General features: G+C 60.9%; 22 protein-coding genes. 16 read left to right on the top strand and 6 right to left on the bottom strand.

What is annotated here, in order from left to right; all coding sequences use genetic code 11:
* Positions 1 to 49 precede the first annotated feature (49 nt).
* Both ccoM and ACW9IN_RS14220 read right to left on the bottom strand, forming a co-directional pair.
* On the bottom strand, positions 50 to 166 hold the full coding sequence (gene ccoM / locus ACW9IN_RS14225; protein WP_457366475.1) for a cytochrome c oxidase subunit CcoM: 117 nt from the start codon (positions 164 to 166) through the stop codon (positions 50 to 52).
* 143 nt (positions 167 to 309) lie between these two features.
* A complete protein-coding gene (locus ACW9IN_RS14220; protein WP_457366474.1) occupies positions 310 to 471 on the bottom strand; it encodes a hypothetical protein in 162 nt (53 codons plus the stop codon).
* A 132-nt stretch (positions 472 to 603) separates the two neighbouring features.
* Between ACW9IN_RS14220 and ACW9IN_RS14215 the strand changes: the two genes are divergently transcribed.
* From ACW9IN_RS14215 to ACW9IN_RS14205, 3 genes are all read left to right on the top strand, one after another.
* A complete protein-coding gene (locus tag ACW9IN_RS14215) occupies positions 604 to 1,476 on the top strand; it encodes a LysR substrate-binding domain-containing protein (protein WP_457366473.1) in 873 nt (290 codons plus the stop codon).
* Between the two features lie 91 nt (positions 1,477 to 1,567).
* On the top strand, positions 1,568 to 2,038 hold the full coding sequence (locus ACW9IN_RS14210) for a RidA family protein (RefSeq protein WP_457366472.1): 471 nt from the start codon (positions 1,568 to 1,570) through the stop codon (positions 2,036 to 2,038).
* Positions 2,035 to 3,216 (top strand): aminotransferase class V-fold PLP-dependent enzyme, encoded by a 1,182-nt coding sequence (locus tag ACW9IN_RS14205; protein WP_457366471.1) that lies wholly within the window; start codon positions 2,035 to 2,037, stop codon positions 3,214 to 3,216. The genes ACW9IN_RS14210 and ACW9IN_RS14205 overlap by 4 nt, the downstream gene beginning before the upstream one ends.
* A gap of 15 nt (positions 3,217 to 3,231) precedes the next feature.
* Here the strand turns inward: ACW9IN_RS14205 and ACW9IN_RS14200 are convergent, their stop codons facing one another.
* Positions 3,232 to 3,573: an aspartate-semialdehyde dehydrogenase gene (locus tag ACW9IN_RS14200; protein WP_457366470.1), complete on the bottom strand. Its 342-nt coding sequence runs from the start codon at positions 3,571 to 3,573 to the stop codon at positions 3,232 to 3,234.
* A 219-nt stretch (positions 3,574 to 3,792) separates the two neighbouring features.
* On the opposite strand from ACW9IN_RS14200, the gene rapA reads away from it, so the two are divergent.
* On the top strand, positions 3,793 to 6,639 hold the full coding sequence (gene rapA, locus ACW9IN_RS14195; RefSeq protein WP_457366469.1) for an RNA polymerase-associated protein RapA: 2,847 nt from the start codon (positions 3,793 to 3,795) through the stop codon (positions 6,637 to 6,639).
* A gap of 140 nt (positions 6,640 to 6,779) precedes the next feature.
* Here the strand turns inward: rapA and ACW9IN_RS14190 are convergent, their stop codons facing one another.
* Positions 6,780 to 8,126, bottom strand: coding sequence for a spinster family MFS transporter (locus ACW9IN_RS14190; RefSeq protein WP_457366468.1), 1,347 nt, complete (start codon positions 8,124 to 8,126; stop codon positions 6,780 to 6,782).
* A gap of 251 nt (positions 8,127 to 8,377) precedes the next feature.
* Between ACW9IN_RS14190 and ACW9IN_RS14185 the strand changes: the two genes are divergently transcribed.
* The 3 genes from ACW9IN_RS14185 (at position 8,378) to ACW9IN_RS14175 (ending at position 13,532) form a co-directional block, all read left to right on the top strand.
* Positions 8,378 to 8,743: a YkgJ family cysteine cluster protein gene (locus tag ACW9IN_RS14185; RefSeq protein ID WP_457366467.1), complete on the top strand. Its 366-nt coding sequence runs from the start codon at positions 8,378 to 8,380 to the stop codon at positions 8,741 to 8,743.
* A gap of 141 nt (positions 8,744 to 8,884) precedes the next feature.
* Positions 8,885 to 11,149 (top strand): putative bifunctional diguanylate cyclase/phosphodiesterase, encoded by a 2,265-nt coding sequence (locus tag ACW9IN_RS14180; protein ID WP_457366466.1) that lies wholly within the window; start codon positions 8,885 to 8,887, stop codon positions 11,147 to 11,149.
* 205 nt (positions 11,150 to 11,354) lie between these two features.
* Positions 11,355 to 13,532 (top strand): hypothetical protein, encoded by a 2,178-nt coding sequence (locus ACW9IN_RS14175; protein ID WP_457366465.1) that lies wholly within the window; start codon positions 11,355 to 11,357, stop codon positions 13,530 to 13,532.
* A gap of 291 nt (positions 13,533 to 13,823) precedes the next feature.
* Here ACW9IN_RS14175 and ACW9IN_RS14170 read toward each other — a convergent pair whose 3' ends face one another.
* Positions 13,824 to 14,126, bottom strand: coding sequence for a DUF2288 domain-containing protein (locus ACW9IN_RS14170; RefSeq protein ID WP_457366464.1), 303 nt, complete (start codon positions 14,124 to 14,126; stop codon positions 13,824 to 13,826).
* 356 nt (positions 14,127 to 14,482) lie between these two features.
* Here ACW9IN_RS14170 and ACW9IN_RS14165 point away from each other — a divergent pair, with 356 nt between their 5' ends.
* The 9 genes from ACW9IN_RS14165 to ACW9IN_RS14125 all read left to right on the top strand — a co-directional run bounded on the left by ACW9IN_RS14165 (position 14,483) and on the right by ACW9IN_RS14125 (position 22,239).
* Positions 14,483 to 15,622, top strand: a complete 1,140-nt coding sequence (locus tag ACW9IN_RS14165) for a branched-chain amino acid ABC transporter substrate-binding protein (RefSeq protein ID WP_457366463.1) — start codon at positions 14,483 to 14,485, stop codon at positions 15,620 to 15,622.
* Positions 15,623 to 15,851: 229 nt separating this feature from the next.
* Positions 15,852 to 16,775: a high-affinity branched-chain amino acid ABC transporter permease LivH gene (gene livH, locus ACW9IN_RS14160; RefSeq protein WP_457366462.1), complete on the top strand. Its 924-nt coding sequence runs from the start codon at positions 15,852 to 15,854 to the stop codon at positions 16,773 to 16,775.
* Positions 16,772 to 18,025, top strand: coding sequence for a high-affinity branched-chain amino acid ABC transporter permease LivM (locus tag ACW9IN_RS14155; RefSeq protein WP_457366461.1), 1,254 nt, complete (start codon positions 16,772 to 16,774; stop codon positions 18,023 to 18,025). The genes livH and ACW9IN_RS14155 overlap by 4 nt, the downstream gene beginning before the upstream one ends.
* Complete coding sequence (livG, locus tag ACW9IN_RS14150) at positions 18,022 to 18,789, top strand: high-affinity branched-chain amino acid ABC transporter ATP-binding protein LivG (RefSeq protein WP_457366460.1); 768 nt, start codon at positions 18,022 to 18,024, stop codon at positions 18,787 to 18,789. The genes ACW9IN_RS14155 and livG overlap by 4 nt, the downstream gene beginning before the upstream one ends.
* 1 nt (position 18,790) lies before the next feature.
* Positions 18,791 to 19,492, top strand: coding sequence for an ABC transporter ATP-binding protein (locus tag ACW9IN_RS14145; protein ID WP_003193540.1), 702 nt, complete (start codon positions 18,791 to 18,793; stop codon positions 19,490 to 19,492).
* Between the two features lie 290 nt (positions 19,493 to 19,782).
* The gene (locus ACW9IN_RS14140) at positions 19,783 to 20,079 is read left to right on the top strand and encodes a BufA1 family periplasmic bufferin-type metallophore (RefSeq protein WP_457366459.1); all 297 of its coding nucleotides are present in this window, start codon (positions 19,783 to 19,785) and stop codon (positions 20,077 to 20,079) included.
* Between the two features lie 26 nt (positions 20,080 to 20,105).
* Positions 20,106 to 20,981, top strand: a complete 876-nt coding sequence (gene bufB / locus ACW9IN_RS14135) for an MNIO family bufferin maturase (RefSeq protein WP_457366458.1) — start codon at positions 20,106 to 20,108, stop codon at positions 20,979 to 20,981.
* Entirely contained in the window at positions 20,978 to 21,754 is a 777-nt protein-coding gene (locus tag ACW9IN_RS14130) for an HvfC/BufC family peptide modification chaperone (RefSeq protein ID WP_457366457.1), read from the top strand. Before bufB ends, ACW9IN_RS14130 begins: the two co-directional genes overlap by 4 nt.
* The gene (locus ACW9IN_RS14125; RefSeq protein ID WP_457366456.1) at positions 21,751 to 22,239 is read left to right on the top strand and encodes a DoxX family protein; all 489 of its coding nucleotides are present in this window, start codon (positions 21,751 to 21,753) and stop codon (positions 22,237 to 22,239) included. Before ACW9IN_RS14130 ends, ACW9IN_RS14125 begins: the two co-directional genes overlap by 4 nt.
* On the opposite strand, the gene ACW9IN_RS14120 is transcribed toward ACW9IN_RS14125, so the two are convergent.
* A complete protein-coding gene (locus ACW9IN_RS14120; RefSeq protein WP_457366455.1) occupies positions 22,236 to 23,144 on the bottom strand; it encodes a LysR family transcriptional regulator in 909 nt (302 codons plus the stop codon). The two genes, ACW9IN_RS14125 and ACW9IN_RS14120, sit on opposite strands and share 4 nt — an antisense overlap.
* Positions 23,145 to 23,148: the final 4 nt, after the last annotated feature.

Genomic DNA, 23,148 nt, shown 5'->3' with positions numbered 1-23,148 from the left:
CGACCGAAGTCGCCCAAAATGCCTTGCGTGCCCCTGTATCCGAAGCGACTCAGCGCTTGTTGCGCTTATTCGCGTCTCTCCAGATAAAAATTCCAAACCCTGCAAAAAACATCACCATGAGGCTGACCGTCAGCACTCCGGCGAAGACCACATTGTCGAAAAACATGATCGGCCTCCTGCACTTGCCCTGTTGCGATAGGGCTAAGTTAATGGAGAACGCGGTTTGAAAAATTGACGGGGATCAATGTCGCCCGCAAAGGGGCGTAAAGAAAGGCAACTGCTGACCTGCATCAAGAGATGCAAGTCGCTTCAACGCTTTTTCGGTTTGTTCTTCGACTTTTTCTTGCTTTTGCCCAGCGGCATCGCCTGCTCAAACGCCTGGCGTACTTCATTCAAACGTTTGTCGTTGAGGTCGTGAATACGTTTGGCACGCTCGGCATTCAGGTCGATCAGCTTGTCATCATCACTCATGGCTTGGCTTACGTCGTGGCGGGATTGGCTCAATAATGCGGCCTCTCCTACGTTACGGCAAATTCAGCGCGCGACAAACGGCAGGTCATCGCCCAAAATCGCCATGTCTCCAGGTTCGATAGAAGCACGCTGATGGCACTGCACAACAACCTTCCCCCGCTGTTGGCCCTGCGCGCCTTTGAAGCCGTGGCGCGGCACTTGAGCTTTATCAAGGCGGCGAATGAATTGTCGGTGACCCAGAGCGCCTTGAGTCACCAGGTGCAAAAGCTCGAACAGTACCTGGGCAAACCCTTATTTATCCGACGCACCCGTGCCATTGATCTGACGACAGACGGTCAACACTATTACGACGAGATCCGCCCCGCCCTGGACGCCATCGCCGCCGCCACCCGAACCCAACGGGAAACGCCCAGCGCCACGGTGCTGCGCATCGGTCTGCTCGCCTCCTTTGCCACGCTATGGTTGGCACCGCGACTGGCAGGGTTTCTCAGCCGCTACCCGCATATCCAGGTGGAGCTGTTACCGGCGATTCAACTGGCGAACGTCGCTGCCGCCGAGGTCGACCTGGCTATCCGCTATGGCAAGGGAGACTGGCCCGACGTACAGGCCACACGACTGATGGCAGAAATCATCTCTCCCGTATGCAGCCCAGGGTTCAAGGCCAGCCAATTGCACAACGGCCCGCTGTTGATGGCCACCTCGCACCGCCCTTTCGAGTGGACGGATTGGTCTGCCCACTATCAGGTCGATCTGGAACGCCACCCTCGGGTGATGCTGCACGACTACAACATCGTGGTCGAAGCCGCCGTGGCCGGCCAAGGCATCGCCATGGGCCGCCACCATTTGATCGAACGCCGGCTCCAGGACGGCAGCCTGGTGGAAGCCTTCGATTGGCCGCCGTTTCACAGCGATATCGGCTACTGGCTGATCGCCCCTCAAGCACCGATCAGCGAAGCGGCGCGGTGCTTCAGCGACTGGCTGAAGGACGCCTGCGCCGACGCGTGAGTTTTTTCGATACGTCGTGTGAGATCTATCCGTTTGTCGCTCCATCGCACGACCGCCATGCTGAAACCTCGTCAACCCTGAGGATTTCGCCATGAGTACTTCCATCCGCCAACGTGTACAAGGCCTCGGCCTGAGCTTGCCAACACCCAGCCAGCCGATCGCCAACTACATCAACCACGTGATCAGCCAGAACCAGCTGTTCATCTCCGGGCAAATCCCGTTGATCGACGGCAAGCCTGCCTTTATCGGTCGGCTGGGCGAATCCCTCAGCGATGCCGAAGGCGCCCAGGCCGCCGAGCTCGCGGCGCTGGGTCTGTTGGGGCAATTGAGCCACGCACTCGGGGATGACCTGTCGCGGTTGGTCCGCACCGTGCGCCTGGGCGTATTCATCGCCAGCAGCGGTGACTTCAAGCAACAGAGCGTCGTGGCCAATGGCGCCTCGAATCTGCTGGTCAACGCCCTCGGCGACCAGGGCCGTCATGTGCGCACCGCTGTCGGGGTGTCCAGCCTGCCCGCCGGCGTAGCGGTGGAGGTTGACGCGATTTTCGAGCTGCAGCCGTGAGCCCGCTGGAAGTCCAGCACCTGCGGGACGACACGCCTGGCTGCCAGTCCGGCATTGTGCACTTCAACCACGCCGGTGCGTCCCTGCCCAGCCAGGCGACCCTCGACGCAGTCACCGAGCAACTGCAACGCGAAGCCCGCGACGGCCCGATGGAGGCCGGCGAACACGGCGCGGTGCTGGTGGAAAAAGCCCGACGCGCTGCCGGACAACTGCTCAACGCGCCGGCGTCTTCGATTGCCTTTGCCAGCAGTGGTTCGAGCGCCTGGAGCCTGGCGTTCCAGGCGCTGGGGCGGTGGCAGCCTGGCGACCGAATTCTGGTCGGGCGTCACGAATGGGGCGGCAACCTGGCCAGTATGGAACTGGCGGTGCAAGCCGGGGCCCGCGTGGAAGTCATCCCGTGTGATGACAGCGGCGCGGTCTGCCCGATTGCGCTGGAGGCGATGATCGATGACCAGGTCAAACTGATCGACCTCACCTGGCTGCCGGCCAATGGCGGCCTGATCAACCCGGCCCAGGCCATCGGCGAAGTAGCCCGGCGTCAGGGCATCCCCTACTTCATCGATGCCGGGCAGGCCGTCGGCCAGATACCGGTGGATGTCAAGGCGCAGCACTGCGATGTGCTCAAGTCGGCAGGCCGCAAACACCTGCGCGGGCCACGGGGCACGGCGTTGCTGTATGTGCGGCCGGAATTCCTGCACCGCCTTGAGCCGGCCCAGCGCGATGTGTTTTCGGCGCCCTGGAATGCCCAGGGTTTCGACCTGCGCAACGACGCCCGGCGCTTTGAAACCAGCGAAGCGTCCCTCGCCCTGCTGGCCGGTCTGGGGAATGCCTTGCAAGAGATGAATAGGCTGGGTATCGAGCGGGCATGGCAGCGGGTTGCCCAGACCAGCGAACGGATTCGTACAGCCCTGCGTCAGATCCAGGGCATCACCCTGCATGATTTGGGAACGGCCCACTCAGGCCTGATCGCCTTCAACCTGGCCGGTTGGGAGGCCTTCGAGCTCAAACGGCGACTGGGATTGAAGCGGATCAATATCGGCGCCAACGGCGTGGCGTATACCCCACTGGATATGCAGGCACGGGGTCTGAACAGCATTGCGCGGATTTCCGTCAGCCCGCTCAACACCGATGACGACATCGAGCTGTTGCTGGCGGCCCTGCGGGAGTTGCGCGACTAGGCTTTCGTACAGCACCTAGACTTCGACGTCCACCCACAAGCCCTGGCGCGGTGCGTCTTCGATCAGCGGCACCACGGGCACGGTGTTGTCGGCGTTAAGCTCGTTGCCCGGGATCGCCAGGTGCTGCTCCGGGTCTTCGTCGGCTTCGCGCCGGCGCTTTTGTTGCTCCTGCTGACGACGCTGTTCTTCGCGCAACAGAAAGGTCGACTGCTCGGCATCGCCCTTTTTCAGGTCGATGGTGCTTTCGTTGGAACCCGGCTGCACTGGCACCACGGGCGGTATATCCGGCTTCTGGCGCACCGGGTCAAGTTGTGACGTGACCGGCACAACGTTGACGGGCAGCATGGGTGGCAACATAAGGTTAATTCTCCTGGTCAACAGGCTGTCGGCGGGGCGCAGGCTGACTTGAGCGCCCGCTCGCCAACCTGTGACCCAGTCGACACTCGCAAGTGCCCGCCACCCGTCGATTCGGCTTCCGAAGCTTCACCCAAACGGAGTAGTTTTTGTCAGAGTCCTTTGGCTGGGGGGCTTGTTCCGTTAAGATAGTCGGCTTTTTCACGGCGGGAGTCAGGCAGCATGGCGCAGCAGTATCAACCGGGGCAACGCTGGATTAGTGACAGCGAAGCAGAGCTGGGGTTAGGCACCGTTCTGGCACAGGACGGCCGCTTGTTGACCGTGCTCTATCCGGCCACTGGCGACACCCGCCAGTATGCGCTACGGAATGCGCCCCTCACCCGCGTGAGGTTTTCGCCGGGTGACTCCATCACCCATTTCGAAGGCTGGAAGATGACCGTGCAGGAAGTCGACGACGTCGACGGCCTGCTGGTTTACCACGGCCTCAACGGGCAGAACGAACAGGTCACCCTGCCGGAAACCCAACTGTCCAACTTCATCCAGTTCCGCCTGGCCAGCGACCGCCTGTTCGCCGGGCAGATCGACCCGCTGGCCTGGTTCTCGCTGCGCTACCACACCCTGGAACACACCAGCCGCCAATTGCAGTCGTCGTTGTGGGGCCTGGGTGGCGTACGTGCGCAACCGATTGCCCACCAATTGCACATTGCCCGTGAAGTCGCCGACCGTATCGCGCCACGGGTATTGCTGGCCGACGAAGTGGGCCTGGGCAAGACCATCGAAGCCGGCCTGGTGATCCATCGCCAACTGCTCTCGGGCCGCGCCAGCCGCGTGCTGATCCTGGTGCCGGAAAACCTGCAGCACCAGTGGCTGGTGGAAATGCGCCGCCGCTTCAACCTGCAAGTAGCGCTGTTCGACGAAGAGCGCTTTATCGAAAGCGATGCCACCAACCCGTTCGAAGACACCCAGCTCGCGCTCGTGGCCCTGGAGTGGCTGGTGGATGACGAAAAGGCCCAGGATGCGCTGTTCGCCGCCGGTTGGGACTTGATGGTGGTCGACGAAGCCCACCACCTGGTCTGGCATGAAGACAAGGTCAGCCCGGAATACGCGCTGGTCGAGCAACTGGCCGAGGTCATTCCTGGCGTGTTGCTGCTCACCGCCACCCCGGAACAACTGGGCCAGGACAGCCACTTCGCACGCCTGCGCCTGCTGGACCCGAACCGCTTCCACGACCTCGCCGCCTTCCGCGCCGAGAGCGAGAACTACCGCCCGGTGGCCGAAGCCGTGCAGGAACTGCTGGACAAGGGCCGTCTGTCACCGGCCGCCCACCAGACCATCCAGGGTTTCCTCGGCAATGAAGGCGAAGCGCTGCTGACCGCCGTCAACGATGGCGACACCGAAGCCAGCGCCCGCCTGGTGCGTGAACTGCTCGACCGCCACGGCACCGGCCGCGTGCTGTTCCGCAACACCCGCGCCGCGGTGCAGGGCTTCCCGGAGCGCAAACTGCACGCCTACCCGCTGCCGAACCCGGACGAATACCTCGAACTGCCGCTGGGCGAACACGCCGAGCTGTACCCGGAAGTCAGCTTCCAGTCGCAACCGGACATCGAGGAAGAAAACCGCTGGTGGCGCTTCGACCCGCGCGTCGAGTGGCTGATCGACCAGCTGAAAATGCTCAAGCGCACCAAAGTGCTGGTGATCTGCGCCCATGCCGAAACCGCCATGGACCTGGAAGACGCCCTGCGCGTGCGCTCCGGCATCCCGGCCACGGTGTTCCACGAGGGCATGAACATTCTCGAACGTGACCGCGCCGCCGCCTACTTCGCTGACGAAGAGTTCGGCGCCCAGGTGCTGATCTGCTCCGAGATCGGCAGTGAAGGCCGCAACTTCCAGTTCTCCCACCACCTGGTGCTGTTCGACCTGCCGTCCCACCCCGACCTGCTGGAACAGCGGATCGGCCGTCTGGACCGGATCGGCCAGAAGCATGTGATCGAACTGCACGTACCGTACCTGGAAACCAGCCCGCAGGAGCGTCTGTTCCAGTGGTACCACGAGGCACTCAACGCCTTCCTCAACACCTGCCCGACCGGTAACGCCCTGCAGCATCAGTTCGGCCCGCGCCTGCTGCCGTTGCTGGAAAACGCCGACGACGGCGAGTGGCAAGCCCTGATCGATGAAGCACGTGCCGAGCGCGAGCGTCTGGAAGAAGAGCTGCACACCGGCCGCGACCGCCTGCTGGAGCTGAACTCCGGCGGCGCCGGCGAAGGCGATGCGCTGGTGGAAGCCATCCTGGAACAAGACGATCAATTCGCCCTGCCGATCTATATGGAAACCCTGTTCGATGCGTTCGGCATCGACAGCGAAGACCATTCGGAAAACGCGCTGATCCTCAAGCCCAGCGAAAAAATGCTCGACGCCAGCTTCCCCCTGGGCGACGACGAAGGCGTGACCATCACCTACGACCGCGACCAGGCGCTGTCGCGCGAAGACATGCAGTTCATCACCTGGGAACACCCGATGGTGCAAGGTGGCATGGACCTGGTGCTGTCGGGCTCCATGGGCAATACCGCCGTGGCGCTGATCAAGAACAAAGCGCTCAAGCCGGGCACCGTATTGCTGGAGCTGCTTTACGTAAGTGAAGTAGTCGCGCCGCGCTCGTTGCAATTGGGCCGTTACCTGCCACCGGCGGCCTTGCGCTGCCTGCTGGACACCAATGGCAACGACCTGTCGAGCCGCGTGTCGTTCGTGACCCTCAACGACCAGCTGGAAGGCGTACCGCGGGCCAGCGCCAACAAGTTCGTCCAGGCCCAGCGCGACCAGCTGACGCCACGGATCAACGCCGGCGAAGCGAAGATCACCCCGCAACATGCCGAGCGCGTCGCCGAAGCGAAACGCCGCCTGGCCGCAGACACCGACGAAGAACTGGCACGCCTGACCGCGTTGCAAGCGGTCAACCCGACCGTGCGTGACAGTGAACTGGTCGCGCTGCGCAACCAGCGTGAGCAAGGTTTGGCGATGCTGGATAAAGCGGCTTTGCGTCTGGAAGCGATTCGGGTATTGGTCGCAGGTTGATCGCTGCTTGAAAAAAGGCCCGCGCAATGCGGGCCTTTGTTAGTGGCTTTCAGGGCCTCATCGCGGGCAAGCCCGGCTCCCACATTTGGAATGCAATCCCCTGTGGGAGCTGGCTTGCCTGCGATGAAGCCATCTCGGTCTCAGGCCGTTGCCGCCGTAGCCGGCACCTCCACTGCGCCCAACCCCTCCTTCATCTTCCTGGCATCCCGCACAAAGCTGCGCGACGCCTGGAACAGAAACAACAGGGTCAAAAACAGCGCCACCGGAATCAGGTACATGGCGTCATGCAGCCCCACCGCCTTGTACGCCTCGGTCATCTGTTCTGCCCCCGCCGCATACATGGCCGAATGGGCAAAATGGTCGGACAAGCCACCGACCACAATCGGCCCCATGCCCCCACCCAGCAAATACAGCCCGGCAAAAAACAGTGCCATCGCCGTGGCCCGCAGGCGCGGCTCGACCACATCCTGGATCGCGGTGTACACGCAGGTGTAGAAGTTATAGGCAAACAGCCAGCCCACACTGAACAGCGCCACGAACACGCCAATCTCGATACGCCCGGCGTGCAGCGCCCAGGCCGTGGTGACGGTGGAGATGACCAGGCTGAACGCGGCGAACAGCAGCCGACCATTGGCGACGCGCTGGTGGATCTTGTCGGCGATCCAGCCGCCCAGGGTCAGGCCGACCAAGCCGGTCACGCCGACAATCACCCCGGTGGCGACGGCGGCATCCTGCAGTGGCAGCAGGAAATAGCGTTGCAACATCGGCACCAGGAACGAGTTACAGGCGTAGGTGGCAAAGTTGAAGCACAACCCGGCCAGCACCAACCAGAGAAAGGTCGGTACCGCCAGCACGCGACGAATCGGGCGGTCGACGCGTTCCTGGGAGACGTGCACGGTTTCCGCCGCGCCGCGTTTGGGCTCCTTGATGTAGAACATGAACACCGCGAGGATCAACCCCGGCACGGCGGCGATGAAAAACGGGGCACGCCAACTGTCGAACGCCTTGACCATCGCGCCGATGGTAAAAAACGCCAGCAGCAGCCCCAAGGGCAGGCCCAGCATGAAAATACCCATGGCCCGGGCCCGACGGTGCGCGGGAAACAGGTCGCCGATCAACGAGTTGGCCGCCGGTGCATAGCTGGCCTCACCGATCCCGATGCCCATGCGTACTAGCAGAAAGGTCCAGAAACTGCCGACCATGCCGTTGACTGCCGTCAGGCCGCTCCAGGCGAACAGCCCCCAACCCATCAGCTTGCTGCGCGAGCCGGTATCGGCCAGGCGCCCGAGGGGCAGGCCGGCGATGGCGTAGACGATGGTGAAGGCAGTGCCGATGATGCCGAGCTGAAAATCGCTCAAGTGCCATTCCATGCGAATGGGCTCGATGATGATCGCCGGAATGGTGCGATCGAAGAAGTTGAACAGGTTGGCGAGGAACAGCAGGAACAGAATGCGCCAGGCATTCGTCGCTTGGGTCGAGTTCTGCATGGGTCCGTCTCTTTTATTGTTATGAGTGCAGCGATGCCCGATGCATCCTGCCCAGGTGTCTGCAACATAATCAGGCGGGCGCCGGTTGTCTGTAATGATTCGTAAAGCTGATAGTGCGTAATTTCAGGCGGCGTAACGGGATTTTTCCGACTAAAAATATAAGTGCGCCCCCCTCTTCCAAACGGCCATGGCGCGATTAGAATGGCGAGCCTCGCCGTACACCCCTCTTACCTTTCTTAATGATGACGCCCATGTCCGAAGCCAGTCCGTGTCTGAATTGCGGTGCCTGCTGTTCATACTTTCGTGTGTCTTTCTTCTGGGGGGAGTGCATCTCGTCGGGCGGCACCGTGCCCGATGACCTGGTGGTGCAGATCAACCCCACACGCGTGGCGATGATCGGTACCGATCAGAAACCCGCGCGCTGCTGCAGCCTTGAAGGCGAAGTGGGCAAAGCCACCAGCTGTTCAATTTATGAGCAACGCTCCAGCCCGTGTCGCGAATTCGACGCCTCGTGGAGCCAGGGCGAACAGAACGTCGATTGCGATGCCGCCCGCGCCGCCTTTGGCCTGGCACCGCTGCAAGCCCCCGTCGCAGACAGCCTGCCCATCAGCGCTTAGCATCAAACGCTATGGGCTGAATGCCAAAATCGTTGAGAGCAATGTGCCATTATCCATGGCGAATCCCGCGAGGCTTCTATACTCGACGTCATAGGTCATCGCCGTAGGCCGTGACGTAAAGACGCTATGACGGGACATGCTATGGAATGGCTTGGTCTGCATTTTTTTACCGACCTTCCAGACAGCGGGCACTTATTACTCAATTGCAGTCATAACCCCTTTCTGGTGCTACTGGCGTACCTGGTCGCTTGCGCGGCGGGCTTCGGCACGCTGGACATGGCCGAGCGCGTCGGCCATGTCGAAGACCCCACCGCCCGCCGACACTGGCGCTGGTTGGGCGCCGGCTGCCTGGCCGGCGGTATCTGGTCGACCCATTTCATCAGCATGCTGGCGTTCCAGGCACCGATCGCCATTCATTACGAATTGATCACCACGTTCGCCTCGCTGCTGATCGCCCTGATCGCTTCGCTGTTCGCCATGCAGACCCTCAGCCATGCCACTCTGCGTTTCTGGCAGTACCTGCTGGCATCCGTGTGGATGGGCATCGGTATCGCGCTGATGCATTACGTCGGCATGTCGGCCATGCGCTCTCAGGCCCAGGTGTATTTCGAGACGAGCCTGTTTCTGGCCTCGGTGGGCATTGCCATCGGCGCGAGCCTGGCGGCACTCCTGCTGTCGAGTTACCTGCGCAACGGCGCCGGCGTGTTTCACCAACTGCTCAAATACGCCGCCAGCCTGGTGCTGGGCGCCGGCATCCTGAGCATGCACTTCACGGGCATGGCCGCCATGCAAATGCTGGTGCCCGCCGGCGCGGACCTGTCGCTGCCGCTGGACAACAACCCGATCCAGCTCGGCCTGTCGGTGGCGGTGATTACCCTGCTGGTGATCGGCAGCAGCATCAGCGCGGCGCTGGCGGACAAAAAACTGCAGCACAAGGAGCGCGATCTGCGCCGGGTCAACGCCCTGCTCAGCGAACTGGACCAGGCCCGGGCCTCATTACAACAGGTGGCGCATTACGATGCGTTGACCAGCCTGCTCAACCGGCGGGGTTTCAACCAGATCTTCGCGGAAAAACTCGCCGAAAAAACCGCATCCCACGGGATGATGGCGGTGATCTTCCTCGATATCGACCACTTCAAGCGTATCAATGACAGCCTCGGGCATGACGCCGGCGACCAACTGCTCGCGGTCCTGGCGGGGCATATCAAAGGTTCGATACGCAGCCATGAAGACGTGGTTGCGCGGTTTGGCGGCGACGAGTTCTGCATCCTGATCAGCATCCATCACCGCGACGAAGCACGACACCTGGCCCAGCGCATCATGCAGAAGATGAAAGACCCGGTGGAACTGGCCGGGCGGCGCATGGTGATGACCACCAGCATCGGCATCAGCCTGTTTCCCGATGACGGCCTGACCTGCGAAGAGCTGCTGAAAACCGCTGACCTGGCGCTGTACCAATCCAAGGACGCCGGACGCAACAGCCTGAATTTCTTCAGTTCCAACCTGAAAACCCGCGCCTTCCTCGAACTGCAACTGGAAGAAGAATTGCGTGCGGCCCTGCGCTCGCGCAACGAACTGGTGCTGTTCTACCAGCCCATTTTTGATATGAAATCCGGCAAGGTCACACGCCTGGAAGCCCTGGTGCGCTGGCAGCATCCGCAACACGGCCTGCTGGCGCCCGACCGGTTTATCGGCATCGCCGAAAGCAACGGCCTGATCGCCGAACTCGATCACTGGGTGCTGCGCCAGGCCTGTCACGACTTGAGTCGGCTATCGGACCGGGGTTACACCGAATTGACCATGGCCGTGAACTGCTCGGCCTTGAACCTGGCGCGCGACGAACTGGCCGATGAAATCGAAGACGCCCTGCGCTTCAGCGGCATCGCCGCCAACCGCCTGGAACTGGAAGTCACCGAAAATGCGCTGATGGGCAATATCAGCAGCACCCTGGCCCTGCTGCGGCAGATCCGTGCGCTGGGCGTGTCGCTGGCCATCGACGACTTCGGCACGGGCTACTCATCCCTCGCCTACCTCAAGCGACTGCCCCTCAACACCCTGAAGATCGACCGTTCGTTCATTCAGGACATTCCCAAGTCCACCGCCGACATCGAGATCGTCCAGGCCATCATCGGCATGGCCCACACCCTGCACCTGCAAGTGGTGACCGAAGGGGTGGAAACCCAGGCCCAGTTCGAACTGCTGCTCAAGCACGACTGTGACTTCGTACAGGGCTACCTGCTGAGCCCGGCGGTCCCCGCCAGCGATGTGATCGGCGTGATCCAGGGCATCGAAATGCGCAACCCGCTCTACCCCTTCAGCGTGGCCGGCAGCAAGGACGCGCCCGCACCCAAAGACCCTGCCCCGGGCCGTCCCGGCCCTACCTCGGTCGTCAGGCCAATTCGCTGACGCCGAATCTTTGGCATTTCGCCATCATTTGCCTAAAGAACGCCGACGAACGGCCGATTCATCGGAGTCCGGCTTAGGAATCCCCCTACACCACAGGGGTTTCACCCAATCGCCTCGGACCCAGACGCACTGTAAAGTCGCGAACTTTCATCCCGTGATGGCTTTTTGATACTTACTTGCCATCCGCTCAGGTACATGGCGCACAATGACTTCTAAAAATAACTCTGCCACCGTGGTATCCGACGCGTTGCCGACAGCTCCTGCGGACAAACCCTCAGGTTCAAAGTCATTGAGCAGTGCCCGTCCGCTGGCCACCCAGCAGTACCTTTATTTCACCGAGACCAACACCGACCGCATCCTCGACAACCTCAACGGTTTGCGCAGCATGGTGTTCCCGCGTCCGCCCCAGCCGGACGCCGACGGTGCCCCGCGCAACGAGCAGGAGTTTCCTTCGGTGTGCCTGATCGGCCTGGGTCGCTGCGGTTCGAACATCGCGCTGGACGTGGCGGAGTTGGTGTACAACGCCCGCAAGTTCTACCTGAACGAATTCAGTAACGAAGACAAATCGCCAGACAAGGGTTACAGCCCGGCCCAGTGGATTCGCAACAACCTGCGACTCGGCGGCGGCAAGGCCAGCAAACCGGTGTTCCTGGTGGAGCCGCTGGTAATGCTCGGCGACCTGGACAAGGACATCGCCGGGCGTATCCGCTTCTCGCGCAAGGGCGAAAAAAGCGGTTTTTTGCGCGACTACAGCAAGATGAAAATCATGGACCTGTCGGAAGTCCATGCCGGTGGCGCCGGTAACGCGCCGATTCTCGGCCAGTACCTGGCCAAGATCATCCTCAATAAAGACACTCAGCGTTTTTCCAGCCCTGACTGGAAAATGATCCACTCGTACCTGATCGACTCCTGCGGCATCAAGGCCAACCAGTCGCGTCTGTACTTTTCGATCTTCAGTGCCGGCGGCGGGACCGGCTCAGGCATGGCATCGGAATTCGGCCTGGCCCAGCAGCACTCGTACATGAACAAGACTTTCGACACCAAGCCCGCCGACGAGCACGACAGCAAGAGCGGCCACGCGTTTGTGTTCGAGCCGATCTTCACCAGCGGCATTTGCGTACTGCCGAACATCTCCGATCACCGCAGCGAAATGTCCGAGGCCTTGCACATCAACGCCGGACGGCTGCTCTGCAAATACCTGTCGGAAGAATGGGATTTCTCGTACAACTTCGCCAATGAAGACAGCAGCGAAGCCAGCGTGAAGGGCCGTATCCGCCCATGGAACGCCATGATGCTGATCTCCAACGACATCATGCGGTACGCCGAAGAGAGCGATGACGGCAATATCCAGAACATTGATGTCAATGCCATGGAAAAACACGCCAACCAGTACATCTCTCAGCAGATCTTCAACATCCTCACGGCCCAGGCGGTGACCACCGACTACGACCAGAACTACTTCCGTCGCGCCGGCATCGATATCGGCGAAACCATTCGACTGGACGCCAACGACCTGTTCATGAGTCTGGCCGGCCCGGTGGCGATTGCCTACGCCGAATCCGTGGTACCGGAAACCCCCACGCCTTCGAGCGACAAGTTCAAGGTATTCGAGAAAGAGCCCCAGCGCCTGAACATCGACGACCTGTTCTTCCGCTCCATCGACTTGCCGCACTTCAACAAGGTCACCCAGGCCATCGAAGGCATCAGCCTGCTGCCGATCGAATCCAAGCGCTACCGCGCGTCGCTGGAGCAATACAAGAATTCCGGCTATGACGCCGCAGCACTGCACGACCTGCATTTCTTCAAAAACTGCTCGTCGGTGGTGTCGATCGTGTCGCTGCCCAAGGACTACAAGCTGTCCTACATGGACCTCAACCGGCTCAAGACTCACCTCAACAGCCTGTTTCCCAACACCACACTCAAGCGCTACGCCCTGGTAATCGGCGCGTCGGCCAACCTGTCGCTGACCACATTGATCGCCAAGAGCCCGTGCCTGTCGGATGACTTCCTGACCCTGATCGTGGCCTTCATCAAGCGCTGCTTCGCACGTACGCCGTACCGCTTCGACGACACCCTGGACAACTCGATCCTGGACTTCATCATCCACGAGGACTTCGACGAGGACCGCATCGACGAATTGCTCAACGAGTTCGAAAACCCGGCGAAAATCCTCGATACCAATTGGTACGCGATCAAACCGATGTACGAGAAGAAGTACCGCGAGTTGATCAATGACAAAGAGAAGTTTGTGTCGATCAACGACATTCGCCTGTCACGGGACTGCGTCAAGAAGTCGATCAAGTACCTGCGCGAGATCTATCGTCATCGCATCGGCAAGACCAAGGTGATTTCGCTGAACAGCCATACCGGCAGGACCGGCTGACCGAGGCGCGTCCATCGCAGGCAAGCCAGCTCCCACACTTGGAATGCAGTTGAAATGTGGGAGCTGGCTTGCCTGCGATGACAGTCTGTATTGCAACAAAAATGTGTTGCCTTGCCACACCACGAAACAATTTCACAACCGTTTGGCCGCCTGACCAACTGTTCCCGTGACGTTTACGTCACCCTGATCTGTGACCTTTCTCTACGGCAAGATGCCATCACCGCACCGGCGGTTACTCCGCTACACACTTGATTGGCGCAAAGACGCGCACTATTTTGGCGCAAGACGTTCTCAGGCCGCCCTTTCCTGGATCAGGATCCAGGGTGATACCACTACCGCCCACAGGCTCGGATCGCGCTCCACCAGGTCCGTTGCCCGCGTCGCAGACACTTCGCCGAGGCTCCCGGAGGCCAGCCAGGCAGCGACTTTGTCGCGGTTATCCTCGGCCATCGCCTCGGCGGCTTCGATCAAATCCAGGCCCGCGTCGACCCACAATAGGGCACCCTTGGCAAAGAACGGTTCAAGCTCCTTCCAGGATATTTCGGCAGTTTCACCGAGCAGCTTGGCATAGAGGGTGCTAGGTTCTTGCGTCATGGGAATTCACCTTGGGAAAAAAACGGCGCAATCATAACGTCGTGCTTCAGACAGCAAAACCCAAGGCAGAAAAACCCAGTTGCAATTGAGTCATCGATCGAAAGTGTCAGGAAAGCCAAGGATTGCCCGAAACTCTGGCATCACCCCGCCGCAATTCTGTCTTTTTCTTTCATTTAAGCGACATCCCTGGGTTTTGCCCCCAGCAGCCAGCTTTTCAAGCGATCAGCCGGCGCTCTACACTGTACCGGTACAGTTGCCAGGGCACTGCCGGGGGGATATCCGGGATATCCGATCCGGTTCTGCAGCTCACAAGGCCGCTAGAACTATAAAAAAGACAACAGTAAGAGTGGAGCATTATGAATAAGGCTACTAAGCAGATTTCCAAACTGTTTGCCGCGATGGTCCTGGCTGGGGTTGCCGGCCATTCGTTCGCAGCCGACACCATCAAGGTCGGCATCGCCGGGCCTAAAACCGGTCCGGTAACGCAATACGGCGACATGCAATTCATGGGCGCCAAGCAAGCCATCGCCGACATCAATGCCAAGGGCGGCGTCGACGTCAACGGCAAGAAATTCCTGCTTGAAGCCAAGGAATACGACGACGCTTGCGACCCTAAACAAGCGGTTGCCGTCGCGAACAAAGTGGTCAACGACGGCGTCAAGTACGTGGTGGGTCACCTGTGCTCCAGCTCCACTCAGCCAGCGTCCGATATCTATGAAGACGAAGGCGTGATCATGATCACCCCGGCCGCCACCAGCCCGGAAATCACCGCTCGTGGTTACAAGCTGATCTTCCGCACCATCGGTCTGGACAGCGCCCAGGGCCCTGCCGCCGGCAACTACATCGCCGACTTCGTGAAGCCAAAAGTGGTTGCCGTGCTGCACGACAAACAGCAATACGGTGAAGGCATCGCCACCGCGGTCAAACAGACCCTGGAGAAGAAAGGCACCAAGGTTGCCGTCTTCGAAGGCCTGAATGCCGGCGACAAAGACTTCTCCTCGATCATCCAGAAACTCAAGCAAGCCAACGTCGACTTCGTCTACTACGGCGGCTACCACCCTGAGCTGGGCCTGATCCTGCGCCAAGCCAAGGAAAAAGGCCTGAACGCCAAGTTCATGGGCCCGGAAGGCGTCGGCAACGACTCCATCTCCCAGATCGCCCAGGACGCTTCCGAAGGCTTGCTGGTGACCCTGCCGAAGTCCTTCGACACCGACCCTGCCAACAAAGCCATCGTGGATGAGTTCGCCAAGAACAAGCAGGACCCGACCGGTCCGTTCGTGTTCCCGGCCTACTCGGCCATTGAAGTGATCGCCGGCGGTATCACCGCTGCCAAGACCGAAGACACCGCCAAAGTGGCAGCCGCCATCCACGCGGGTACTTTCAAGACCCCTACCGGCGACCTGAGCTTCGACGCCAAGGGCGACCTGAAGGACTTCAAGTTCGTGGTCTACGAATGGCACTTCGGCAAACCTAAAACCGAAGTTTCCCCTCAGTAAGCCAGGCGTTTACTGGACAACAAGCCCACTGTGAAAGCAGTGGGCTTTGTTTTACGAGGTTTATGGGCCTGACACCCGCGATCCGGGCGCTGGCTCACCTGAAAATCTTAAAACCGTCACCAGCGGTTCGCTGGCAAACGCTTTGTGCAAATGTGCTCACAGAACACAGCACAGGGCCGGAACATGACTCCACCAGTGAAATGCGTATCGGGTTTTTAGGAGCGCTGTAATGCCTGAGATCTATCATTTTTTCCAACAGCTGGTTAATGGCCTGACCATTGGCAGCACCTATGCCTTGATAGCCATTGGCTACACAATGGTTTACGGCATCATTGGAATGATCAACTTCGCCCATGGCGAGGTGTACATGATTGGTTCCTACGTGGCCTTCATCGCCCTTGCCGGGCTGGCCATGATGGGCATCCACTCACTGCCGCTGTTGATGACCGCCGCGTTCATCGCGTCGATCGTCGTGACCAGTGCCTATGGCTACAGTATCGAGCGCGTTGCCTACCGCCCCTTGCGTGGCAGCAACCGTTTGATCCCGCTGATTTCAGCCATCGGCATGTCGATTTTCCTGCAGAACACCGTATTGCTGTCCCAGGACTCCAAGGACAAATCCATTCCCAACCTGATCCCGGGGAGCTTCTCCTTCGGCCCGGGTGGTGCAGAGGAAGTACTGGTTTCCTACATGCAGATTCTGGTCTTCGTGGTCACGCTGGTGGCCATGCTGGGCCTGACGCTGTTCATCTCCCGCTCCCGCCTGGGGCGCGCCTGCCGGGCTTGTGCCGAAGACATCAAGATGGCCAACCTGCTGGGCATCAACACCAACAACATCATCGCCCTGACCTTCGTGATCGGTGCCGCGCTGGCCGCCGTCGCGGCGGTGCTGCTGAGCATGCAGTACGGCGTGATCAACCCCAACGCCGGTTTCCTGGTAGGCCTCAAGGCCTTCACCGCGGCGGTATTGGGCGGCATCGGCAGTATCCCGGGCGCCATGCTCGGTGGCCTGGTGCTGGGTGTGGCCGAAGCCTTTGGCGCCGATATCTTCGGCGACCAGTACAAGGACGTCGTAGCGTTCGGCCTGTTGGTTCTGGTGCTGTTGTTCCGTCCGACCGGCATCCTGGGCCGTCCGGAGGTTGAGAAAGTATGAGCAGATATCTTAAATCGGCGTTTTTCAGCGCCGCACTGGTATGGGCCGTGGCCTTTCCGGTACTCGGCCTCAAGCTGAGCATTGTCGGCATCAACCTGGAAGTGCATGGCACCGGTCCCGTGACCCTGGCCATCATCGCCCTGTGCTCGGTGCTGATGTTCCTGCGCGTGTTGTTCAGCCAGCAGGTCAGTGCCGTGTTCAAAGGCAACCGCGGTCCACTGGTTTCGCCCAAGGTCAGTCAATTCCTGACCCTGCCGCGCACCCAGCGCTACATCATCATCGCGTTGATTATCGCTGCGTTGATCTGGCCGTTCTTCGGCTCGCGCGGTGCGGTGGACATCGCCACGCTGATCCTGATCTACGTGCTGCTCGGCCTTGGCCTGAACATCGTAGTGGGCCTCGCCGGCCTGCTCGACCTGGGTTATGTGGGTTTCTACGCGGTGGGTGCCTACACCTACGCACTGCTCTCGCACTACCTGGACTGGAGCTTCTGGGTCTGCCTGCCACTGGCGGGCATGGCGGCGGCCACGTTCGGCTTCCTGCTGGGCTTTCCGGTGCTGCGCCTGCGCGGTGACTACCTGGCCATCGTGACCCTGGGCTTCGGTGAGATCATCCGTCTGTTCCTGCGTAACCTGACAGACATCACCGGCGGCCCCAACGGCATCAGCAGCATTCCCAAACCGACCTTCTTCGGGCTGTCGTTCGATCGCTCCGCGGCAGAAGGCATGCAGACGTTCCACGAGTATTTCGGGATCGACTACAACCCGGTCAGCAAAGTGGTGTTCCTGTACCTGGTCGCACTGTTGCTGGCACTGGCCGCCCTGTTCGTGATCAACCGCCTGCTGCGCATGCCTATTGGCCGCGCGTGGGAAGCGCTGCGCGAAGATGAGATCGCCTGCCGGGCCCTGGGCCTGAACCCGACCATCATCAAGCTCTCCGCCTTTACCCTGGGCGCCGCGTTCGCGGGTTTCGCCGGCAGCTTCTTCGCCGCTCGCCAGGGCCTGGTCACGCCGGAATCGTTCACCTTCATCGAGTCGGCGATCATCCTCGCCATCGTGGTACTGGGTGGCATGGGCTCGCAACTGGGTGTGATCCTGGCGGCGATCGTGATGATCCTGCTGCCGGAAATGATGCGTGAGTTCAGCGAATACCGCATGTTGATGTTCGGCGCCATGATGGTGCTGATGATGATCTGGCGCCCCCAAGGCCTGCTGCCCATGCAACGTCCACACATGGAGCTGCGCAAATGAGCCGCGAGATCCTGAAAGTCGAAAATCTGAGCATGCGCTTCGGCGGCCTGCTCGCAGTCAACGGCGTCGGCCTGACCGTGAAAGAAAAACAGGTGGTGGCACTGATCGGCCCGAACGGCGCCGGCAAGACCACCGTGTTCAACTGCCTCACCGGCTTCTACAAGCCGAGCGGTGGCAGCATCCTGCTGGACGGCCAGCCGATCCAGGGCCTGGCCGGTCACGAGATCGCCCGCAAGGGCGTGGTACGGACCTTCCAGAACGTGCGGCTGTTCAAGGACATGACGGCGGTCGAGAACCTGCTGATCGCCCAGCACCGTCACCTGAACACCAACTTCTTCGCCGGCCTGTTCAAGACCCCCGCGTTCCGCAAGAGCGAGCGCGAGGCCATGGAGTACGCGGCGTACTGGCTGGACAAGGTCAACCTGACCGAATTTGCCAACCGCCCGGCGGGCACCCTGGCCTATGGTCAGCAACGCCGCCTGGAAATCGCCCGTTGCATGATGACCCGCCCGCGGATCCTCATGCTCGACGAACCCGCAGCTGGCCTGAACCCCAAGGAAACCGAAGACCTCAAGGCGCTGATCAGCGTGTTGCGTGAAGAAAACAACGCCACGGTGCTGTTGATCGAACACGACATGAAGCTGGTCATGAGCATTTCCGACCACATCGTGGTGATCAACCAGGGCACACCACTGGCAGACGGGACGCCGGAGCAGATCCGCGACAATCCCGAAGTGATCAAAGCCTATTTGGGGGAGGCGTAACATGCTGCAGTTCGAAAACGTTTCCACGTTCTACGGCAAGATCCAGGCCCTGCACAGCGTCAACGTGGAAGTGCGCCAGGGTGAAATCGTCACGCTGATCGGCGCCAACGGTGCGGGCAAGTCGACCTTGCTGATGACCCTGTGCGGTTCGCCCCAGGCCTACAGCGGCAGCATCCGTTACATGGGCGAAGAGCTGGTCGGCAAGCACTCCGCCGAAATCATGCGCAAGAGCATCGCCGTGGTGCCGGAAGGCCGTCGCGTGTTCTCGCGCCTGACCGTGGAAGAGAACCTGGCCATGGGCGGGTTCTTCACCGACAAGGGCGATTACCAGGAGCAGATGGACAAGGTGCTGCACCTGTTCCCTCGCCTCAAGGAGCGCTTCAGCCAGCGCGGCGGCACCATGTCCGGTGGCGAGCAGCAGATGCTCGCCATTGGTCGCGCACTGATGAGCAAGCCCAAGCTGCTGCTGCTGGACGAACCGTCCCTGGGCCTGGCACCGATAATCATCCAGCAGATCTTCGACATCATCGAACAGCTGCGCAAGGACGGCGTCACGGTATTCCTGGTGGAGCAGAACGCCAACCAGGCGCTGAAGATCGCCGACCGTGCCTATGTGCTGGAAAACGGCCGGGTGGTGATGCAGGGCACAGGTGAACAGTTGCTGACAGATCCGAAAGTGCGCGAGGCGTACCTCGGTGGCTAAGAACCGGTAGCTGCGCAAACCGGATCTAAAATGTGGGAGCGGGCTTGCGGGGGAGCTGGCTTGCCTGCGATGGCATCACTGCGGTGTGACTGACACACCGAGGTGGCTGCATCGCGGGCAAGCCCGGCTCCCACACAAGCCCGCTCCCACATTTGCTTTGTGTGATCCTGAAGTTTTTGCGGTATTTGAAATTATTTTCGATGAGCCTGTAACGAAACCCAGCCTGCTTCCTCTAGTGGAGTAAGCAGGCACACAAGCCTGCCACCTCAACCCACTGCTGGAGATACACCATGACGACCAAACTGTCCGCCGCTACCCTTGTCCTGGCCCTCGGTTCCGCCCTGAGCCTGTCCGCCCTGAGCACCACCGCCCACGCGGCTGACGACATGCAAAAATGCTTCGGCGTCGCTGAAGCCGGCAAGAACGACTGCGCCGCAGGCGCCGGCACCACCTGCGCCGGCACCTCGAAAGTCAAGGACCAGGCCAACGCCTGGAAACTGGTCCCGGCCGGCACTTGCAAAACCACCCCAAGCTCCACCTCGCCGACCGGTTTCGGCCAGGAAGCGGCCTTCACCGCCAAGTCCTGACCCCCGACGCAGCCTGAGAACTGACGATGACGCTTTCACTCCCGCACCCCGTCGCACAGGCTCAGGCGCCCGGCCTCCCACGCCGGGCCGGGCTGGGGCTCAAGACCGAGCACTTTGTCGAAGTGCTCGAGACCGCACCGGATATCGGCTTTTTTGAAGTACACGCCGAAAACTACATGGTTGCCGGCGGCCCGTTTCACCATTACCTGGGGTTGATCCGTGAACGCTACCCGCTTTCACTGCACGGCGTGGGGCTGTCCATCGGTGGCGAAACTCCGCCGAACGTTGAGCACCTGACACGGCTTGCGACGTTGATCGAGCGCTACCAGCCCCAGTCCTTTTCCGAACACCTGGCCTGGTCAAGCCACGGTCCGGTGTTCCTCAATGACTTGCTGCCCCTGGCCTACGACAGCACCACCCTGCAGCGGGTCTGCGAGCACATCGACCAGGTTCAGATGACGCTCAAGCGGCCGATGCTGCTGGAGAACCCGTCGACTTACCTGCAATTCCAGCGCTCGACCCTGGATGAAACCGACTTTATCAGCGAGATCATCCGGCGCACCGGCTGCGGCCTGTTGCTGGACGTCAACAATGTCTACGTGTCATGCATCAACCACCAACGTGATCCGCAGGCTTACCTGGAGGGGCTGCCGCTGCACGCGGTGGGCGAGATTCATCTGGCCGGTTTTGCCGAAGACACCGACAGCCTGGGCGACCGCCTGCTGATCGACGATCACGGTGCGCCCATCGATAGCGCGGTGTGGCAACTGTACGAACAGGTGCTGGCACGTGTTGGCCCGATGGCCACGTTGATCGAGCGGGACAACCAGGTACCAGCCTTCAGCGTGCTGCACGCCGAAGCCCGACAGGCCGAACGGCACTTGTCGCAGGTGACCCGATGAGCCTTCAAGATGCTTTTGCCGGCGCACTGCTGAACCCCGAGCAACCATGCCCCGATGGGCTGTTCAGCAGCAACGGGGCCGACCCGGCCAGCCGCTTTGCGGTGTATCGCAACAATGTGCACAGCTCGTTGATCAACGCGCTGGCCACGGCTTATCCGGTGACGTTGCAATTGGTCGGCGAGACGTTCTTTCACGCAATGGCAGGCCTGTTTGTGCAGGTCTGCCCGCCGGCCAGCCCGCTGATCAACGAGTACGGCAGTGCGTTCGCCGCCTTTATCCAGGATTTCGAGCCCGCCGCCAGCGTACCGTACCTGGCCGATGTCGCACGCCTGGAACGCCTGCGAGTACGGGCCTACCACGCGGCAGACGCCCAGCAACTCGACCAGCAGACCCTCCTCCAGACCCTGCAAGGCCAGGAAAACCTGGGAAGGCTGCGCCTGCAGTTGCATCCCTCCGTGGCCACCTTGAATTCGGCCTATGCCGTGGTCGCGGTGTGGGCAGCGCACCAGACCGAAGGCGCCACCGCCAGCATGAACCCGTGGCAGGCCCAAGGCGCACTGGTTTTGCGCCAGGGCCTGACGGTCAAGGTGTTTTCCATCGATGGCGGATCAGTCGCGTTTATCGACAGCCTGAACCAGGGCAACGAACTGGAGGTGGCCGTGACCCACGCCTTGGAAGCCTCAGCCGAATTCGACCTGCATCACTGCCTGACCCTATTGATCAGCCACGATGCCATCACCCATTTACACCTGGAACAAAAGGTATCGCCATGAACACTGCCGCCCCCACCTGCCTGGTTAAACGGATCATTCAGTACTTTGAGCAAATCCCCTACAGCCTGATCGCTTTTATCGCACGCTTCTCCATTGCGGCGGTGTTCTGGAAGTCCGGCCAGACCAAAGTCGAGGGATTTGCCATTGACCTGATCAGCGGCACCTTCCAGTTCGGCGAACCACGCCTGGCCGCCTCCACACTGCCGCTGTTTCGCAGCGAATACCACGTGCCCCTGCTTTCGCCGGAAGTGGCCGCCCATATGGCCGCGTTTGCCGAGCACTTTTTTCCGGCCCTGATTCTGCTGGGCTTGGCCACGCGCTTCTCCGCGCTGGCGCTGATCGGCATGACCCTGACCATTCAACTGTTTGTTTACCCCGAGGCCTATCCGACCCACGGCACTTGGATCGCGATACTGCTGCTGTTGGTCGCCAAGGGGCCGGGCAGCCTGTCCATCGACCACCTGATCGCCCGCCGTGACCGTTAAAGACGGTCCAAGGCTTCGCCGCTGCGCTTGAACCAGTCCACCAAATAGTCGGCGAGTACCTGGGTACGGCGCGGCAGGCCACCCTGATAAGGGTGAACCAGGTACATCGGCATGCTCCGCGTCTGATAATCGCGCAGGAGCAACCGCAATCGGCCGTCAGCCAACTCCGCAGGTAACACGTAGGACGGCAAGCGCGCGATACCTGCGCCCACCAATGCGGCTTTCTTCAACAGGTTGTAATGGTTGGAGGCAAAGGTGCCGCTGACCTTCACCCGCAGCAGCTCGTGCTGCTGGTGATAAAGCCACTCCTCGCGCCCGCTGTAGTGGCTGTTGAGCAAACAGGTGTGGCCTGCCAGGTCCGCCGGAGTCAGGGGCTCACCATGTTGCTCCAGGTACGCGGGGCTGGCGCAGGTCATCTCGTGCCAGGCCAGCAGCGGCTTGGCCACCAGCCGCTCACTCTCGCTGGCTCCCGAGCGCACGCCCAGGTCGAACCCGTCCCGCGCAAGGTCCCGGTAGCTATTGTTGAGCTCCAACTCGACCTGCACCTGCGGATACTGCCGTGAAAATTCCAGCAACAACCCGTCGAAGAAGGTTTCACCCAGTGACACCGGCACCGTCATGCGCACCGGCCCGGCCAGGTCGTCCTTGAGCCTGGCCAGCGCCTGCCGGGCACGATCCACTTGGACCACCAGTGCCTGAGCCTGGGGCAACAACGCCGCACCGGCGGCGGTAAGGCTGAGCTTGCGCGTGGTGCGATGCAGCAATACCACCGAAAACTGCGCTTCCAATTGGCTGATGCGTTTGGACAGCTGGCCCTTGCTGCAACCCAACTGCTCGGCGGCGACGGTGAAACTGCCCGCTTCGACCAGCACGGCAAACGCTGCCAGATCATCCATTTCGCTCATGGAT

This window comes from Pseudomonas sp. SDO5271_S396, assembly GCF_054071795.1.
This window is presented reverse-complemented; position numbering and strand designations above follow the sequence as displayed.

Bases quoted from the DNA above. Each gene is read 5' to 3' on its own strand.
- ACW9IN_RS14210 (WP_457366472.1), top strand. From the start codon at position 1,568: ATGAGTACTTCCATCCGCCAACGTGTACAAGGCCTCGGCCTGAGCTTG.
- ACW9IN_RS14165 (WP_457366463.1), top strand. From the start codon at position 14,483: ATGAATAAGGCTACTAAGCAGATTTCCAAACTGTTTGCCGCGATGGTC.
- ACW9IN_RS14175 (WP_457366465.1), top strand. From the start codon at position 11,355: ATGACTTCTAAAAATAACTCTGCCACCGTGGTATCCGACGCGTTGCCG.
- rapA (WP_457366469.1), top strand. From the start codon at position 3,793: ATGGCGCAGCAGTATCAACCGGGGCAACGCTGGATTAGTGACAGCGAA.
- ACW9IN_RS14170 (WP_457366464.1), bottom strand. From the start codon at position 14,126: ATGACGCAAGAACCTAGCACCCTCTATGCCAAGCTGCTCGGTGAAACT.
- ACW9IN_RS14125 (WP_457366456.1), top strand. From the start codon at position 21,751: ATGAACACTGCCGCCCCCACCTGCCTGGTTAAACGGATCATTCAGTAC.
- ACW9IN_RS14190 (WP_457366468.1), bottom strand. From the start codon at position 8,126: ATGCAGAACTCGACCCAAGCGACGAATGCCTGGCGCATTCTGTTCCTG.
- ACW9IN_RS14200 (WP_457366470.1), bottom strand. From the start codon at position 3,573: ATGTTGCCACCCATGCTGCCCGTCAACGTTGTGCCGGTCACGTCACAA.
- ACW9IN_RS14215 (WP_457366473.1), top strand. From the start codon at position 604: ATGGCACTGCACAACAACCTTCCCCCGCTGTTGGCCCTGCGCGCCTTT.
- ACW9IN_RS14145 (WP_003193540.1), top strand. From the start codon at position 18,791: ATGCTGCAGTTCGAAAACGTTTCCACGTTCTACGGCAAGATCCAGGCC.
- livG (WP_457366460.1), top strand. From the start codon at position 18,022: ATGAGCCGCGAGATCCTGAAAGTCGAAAATCTGAGCATGCGCTTCGGC.
- bufB (WP_457366458.1), top strand. From the start codon at position 20,106: ATGACGCTTTCACTCCCGCACCCCGTCGCACAGGCTCAGGCGCCCGGC.
- ACW9IN_RS14130 (WP_457366457.1), top strand. From the start codon at position 20,978: ATGAGCCTTCAAGATGCTTTTGCCGGCGCACTGCTGAACCCCGAGCAA.
- ACW9IN_RS14220 (WP_457366474.1), bottom strand. From the start codon at position 471: ATGAGTGATGATGACAAGCTGATCGACCTGAATGCCGAGCGTGCCAAA.
- livH (WP_457366462.1), top strand. From the start codon at position 15,852: ATGCCTGAGATCTATCATTTTTTCCAACAGCTGGTTAATGGCCTGACC.
- ACW9IN_RS14120 (WP_457366455.1), bottom strand. From the start codon at position 23,144: ATGAGCGAAATGGATGATCTGGCAGCGTTTGCCGTGCTGGTCGAAGCG.
- ACW9IN_RS14155 (WP_457366461.1), top strand. From the start codon at position 16,772: ATGAGCAGATATCTTAAATCGGCGTTTTTCAGCGCCGCACTGGTATGG.
- ACW9IN_RS14185 (WP_457366467.1), top strand. From the start codon at position 8,378: ATGTCCGAAGCCAGTCCGTGTCTGAATTGCGGTGCCTGCTGTTCATAC.
- ACW9IN_RS14140 (WP_457366459.1), top strand. From the start codon at position 19,783: ATGACGACCAAACTGTCCGCCGCTACCCTTGTCCTGGCCCTCGGTTCC.
- ACW9IN_RS14180 (WP_457366466.1), top strand. From the start codon at position 8,885: ATGGAATGGCTTGGTCTGCATTTTTTTACCGACCTTCCAGACAGCGGG.
- ccoM (WP_457366475.1), bottom strand. From the start codon at position 166: ATGTTTTTCGACAATGTGGTCTTCGCCGGAGTGCTGACGGTCAGCCTC.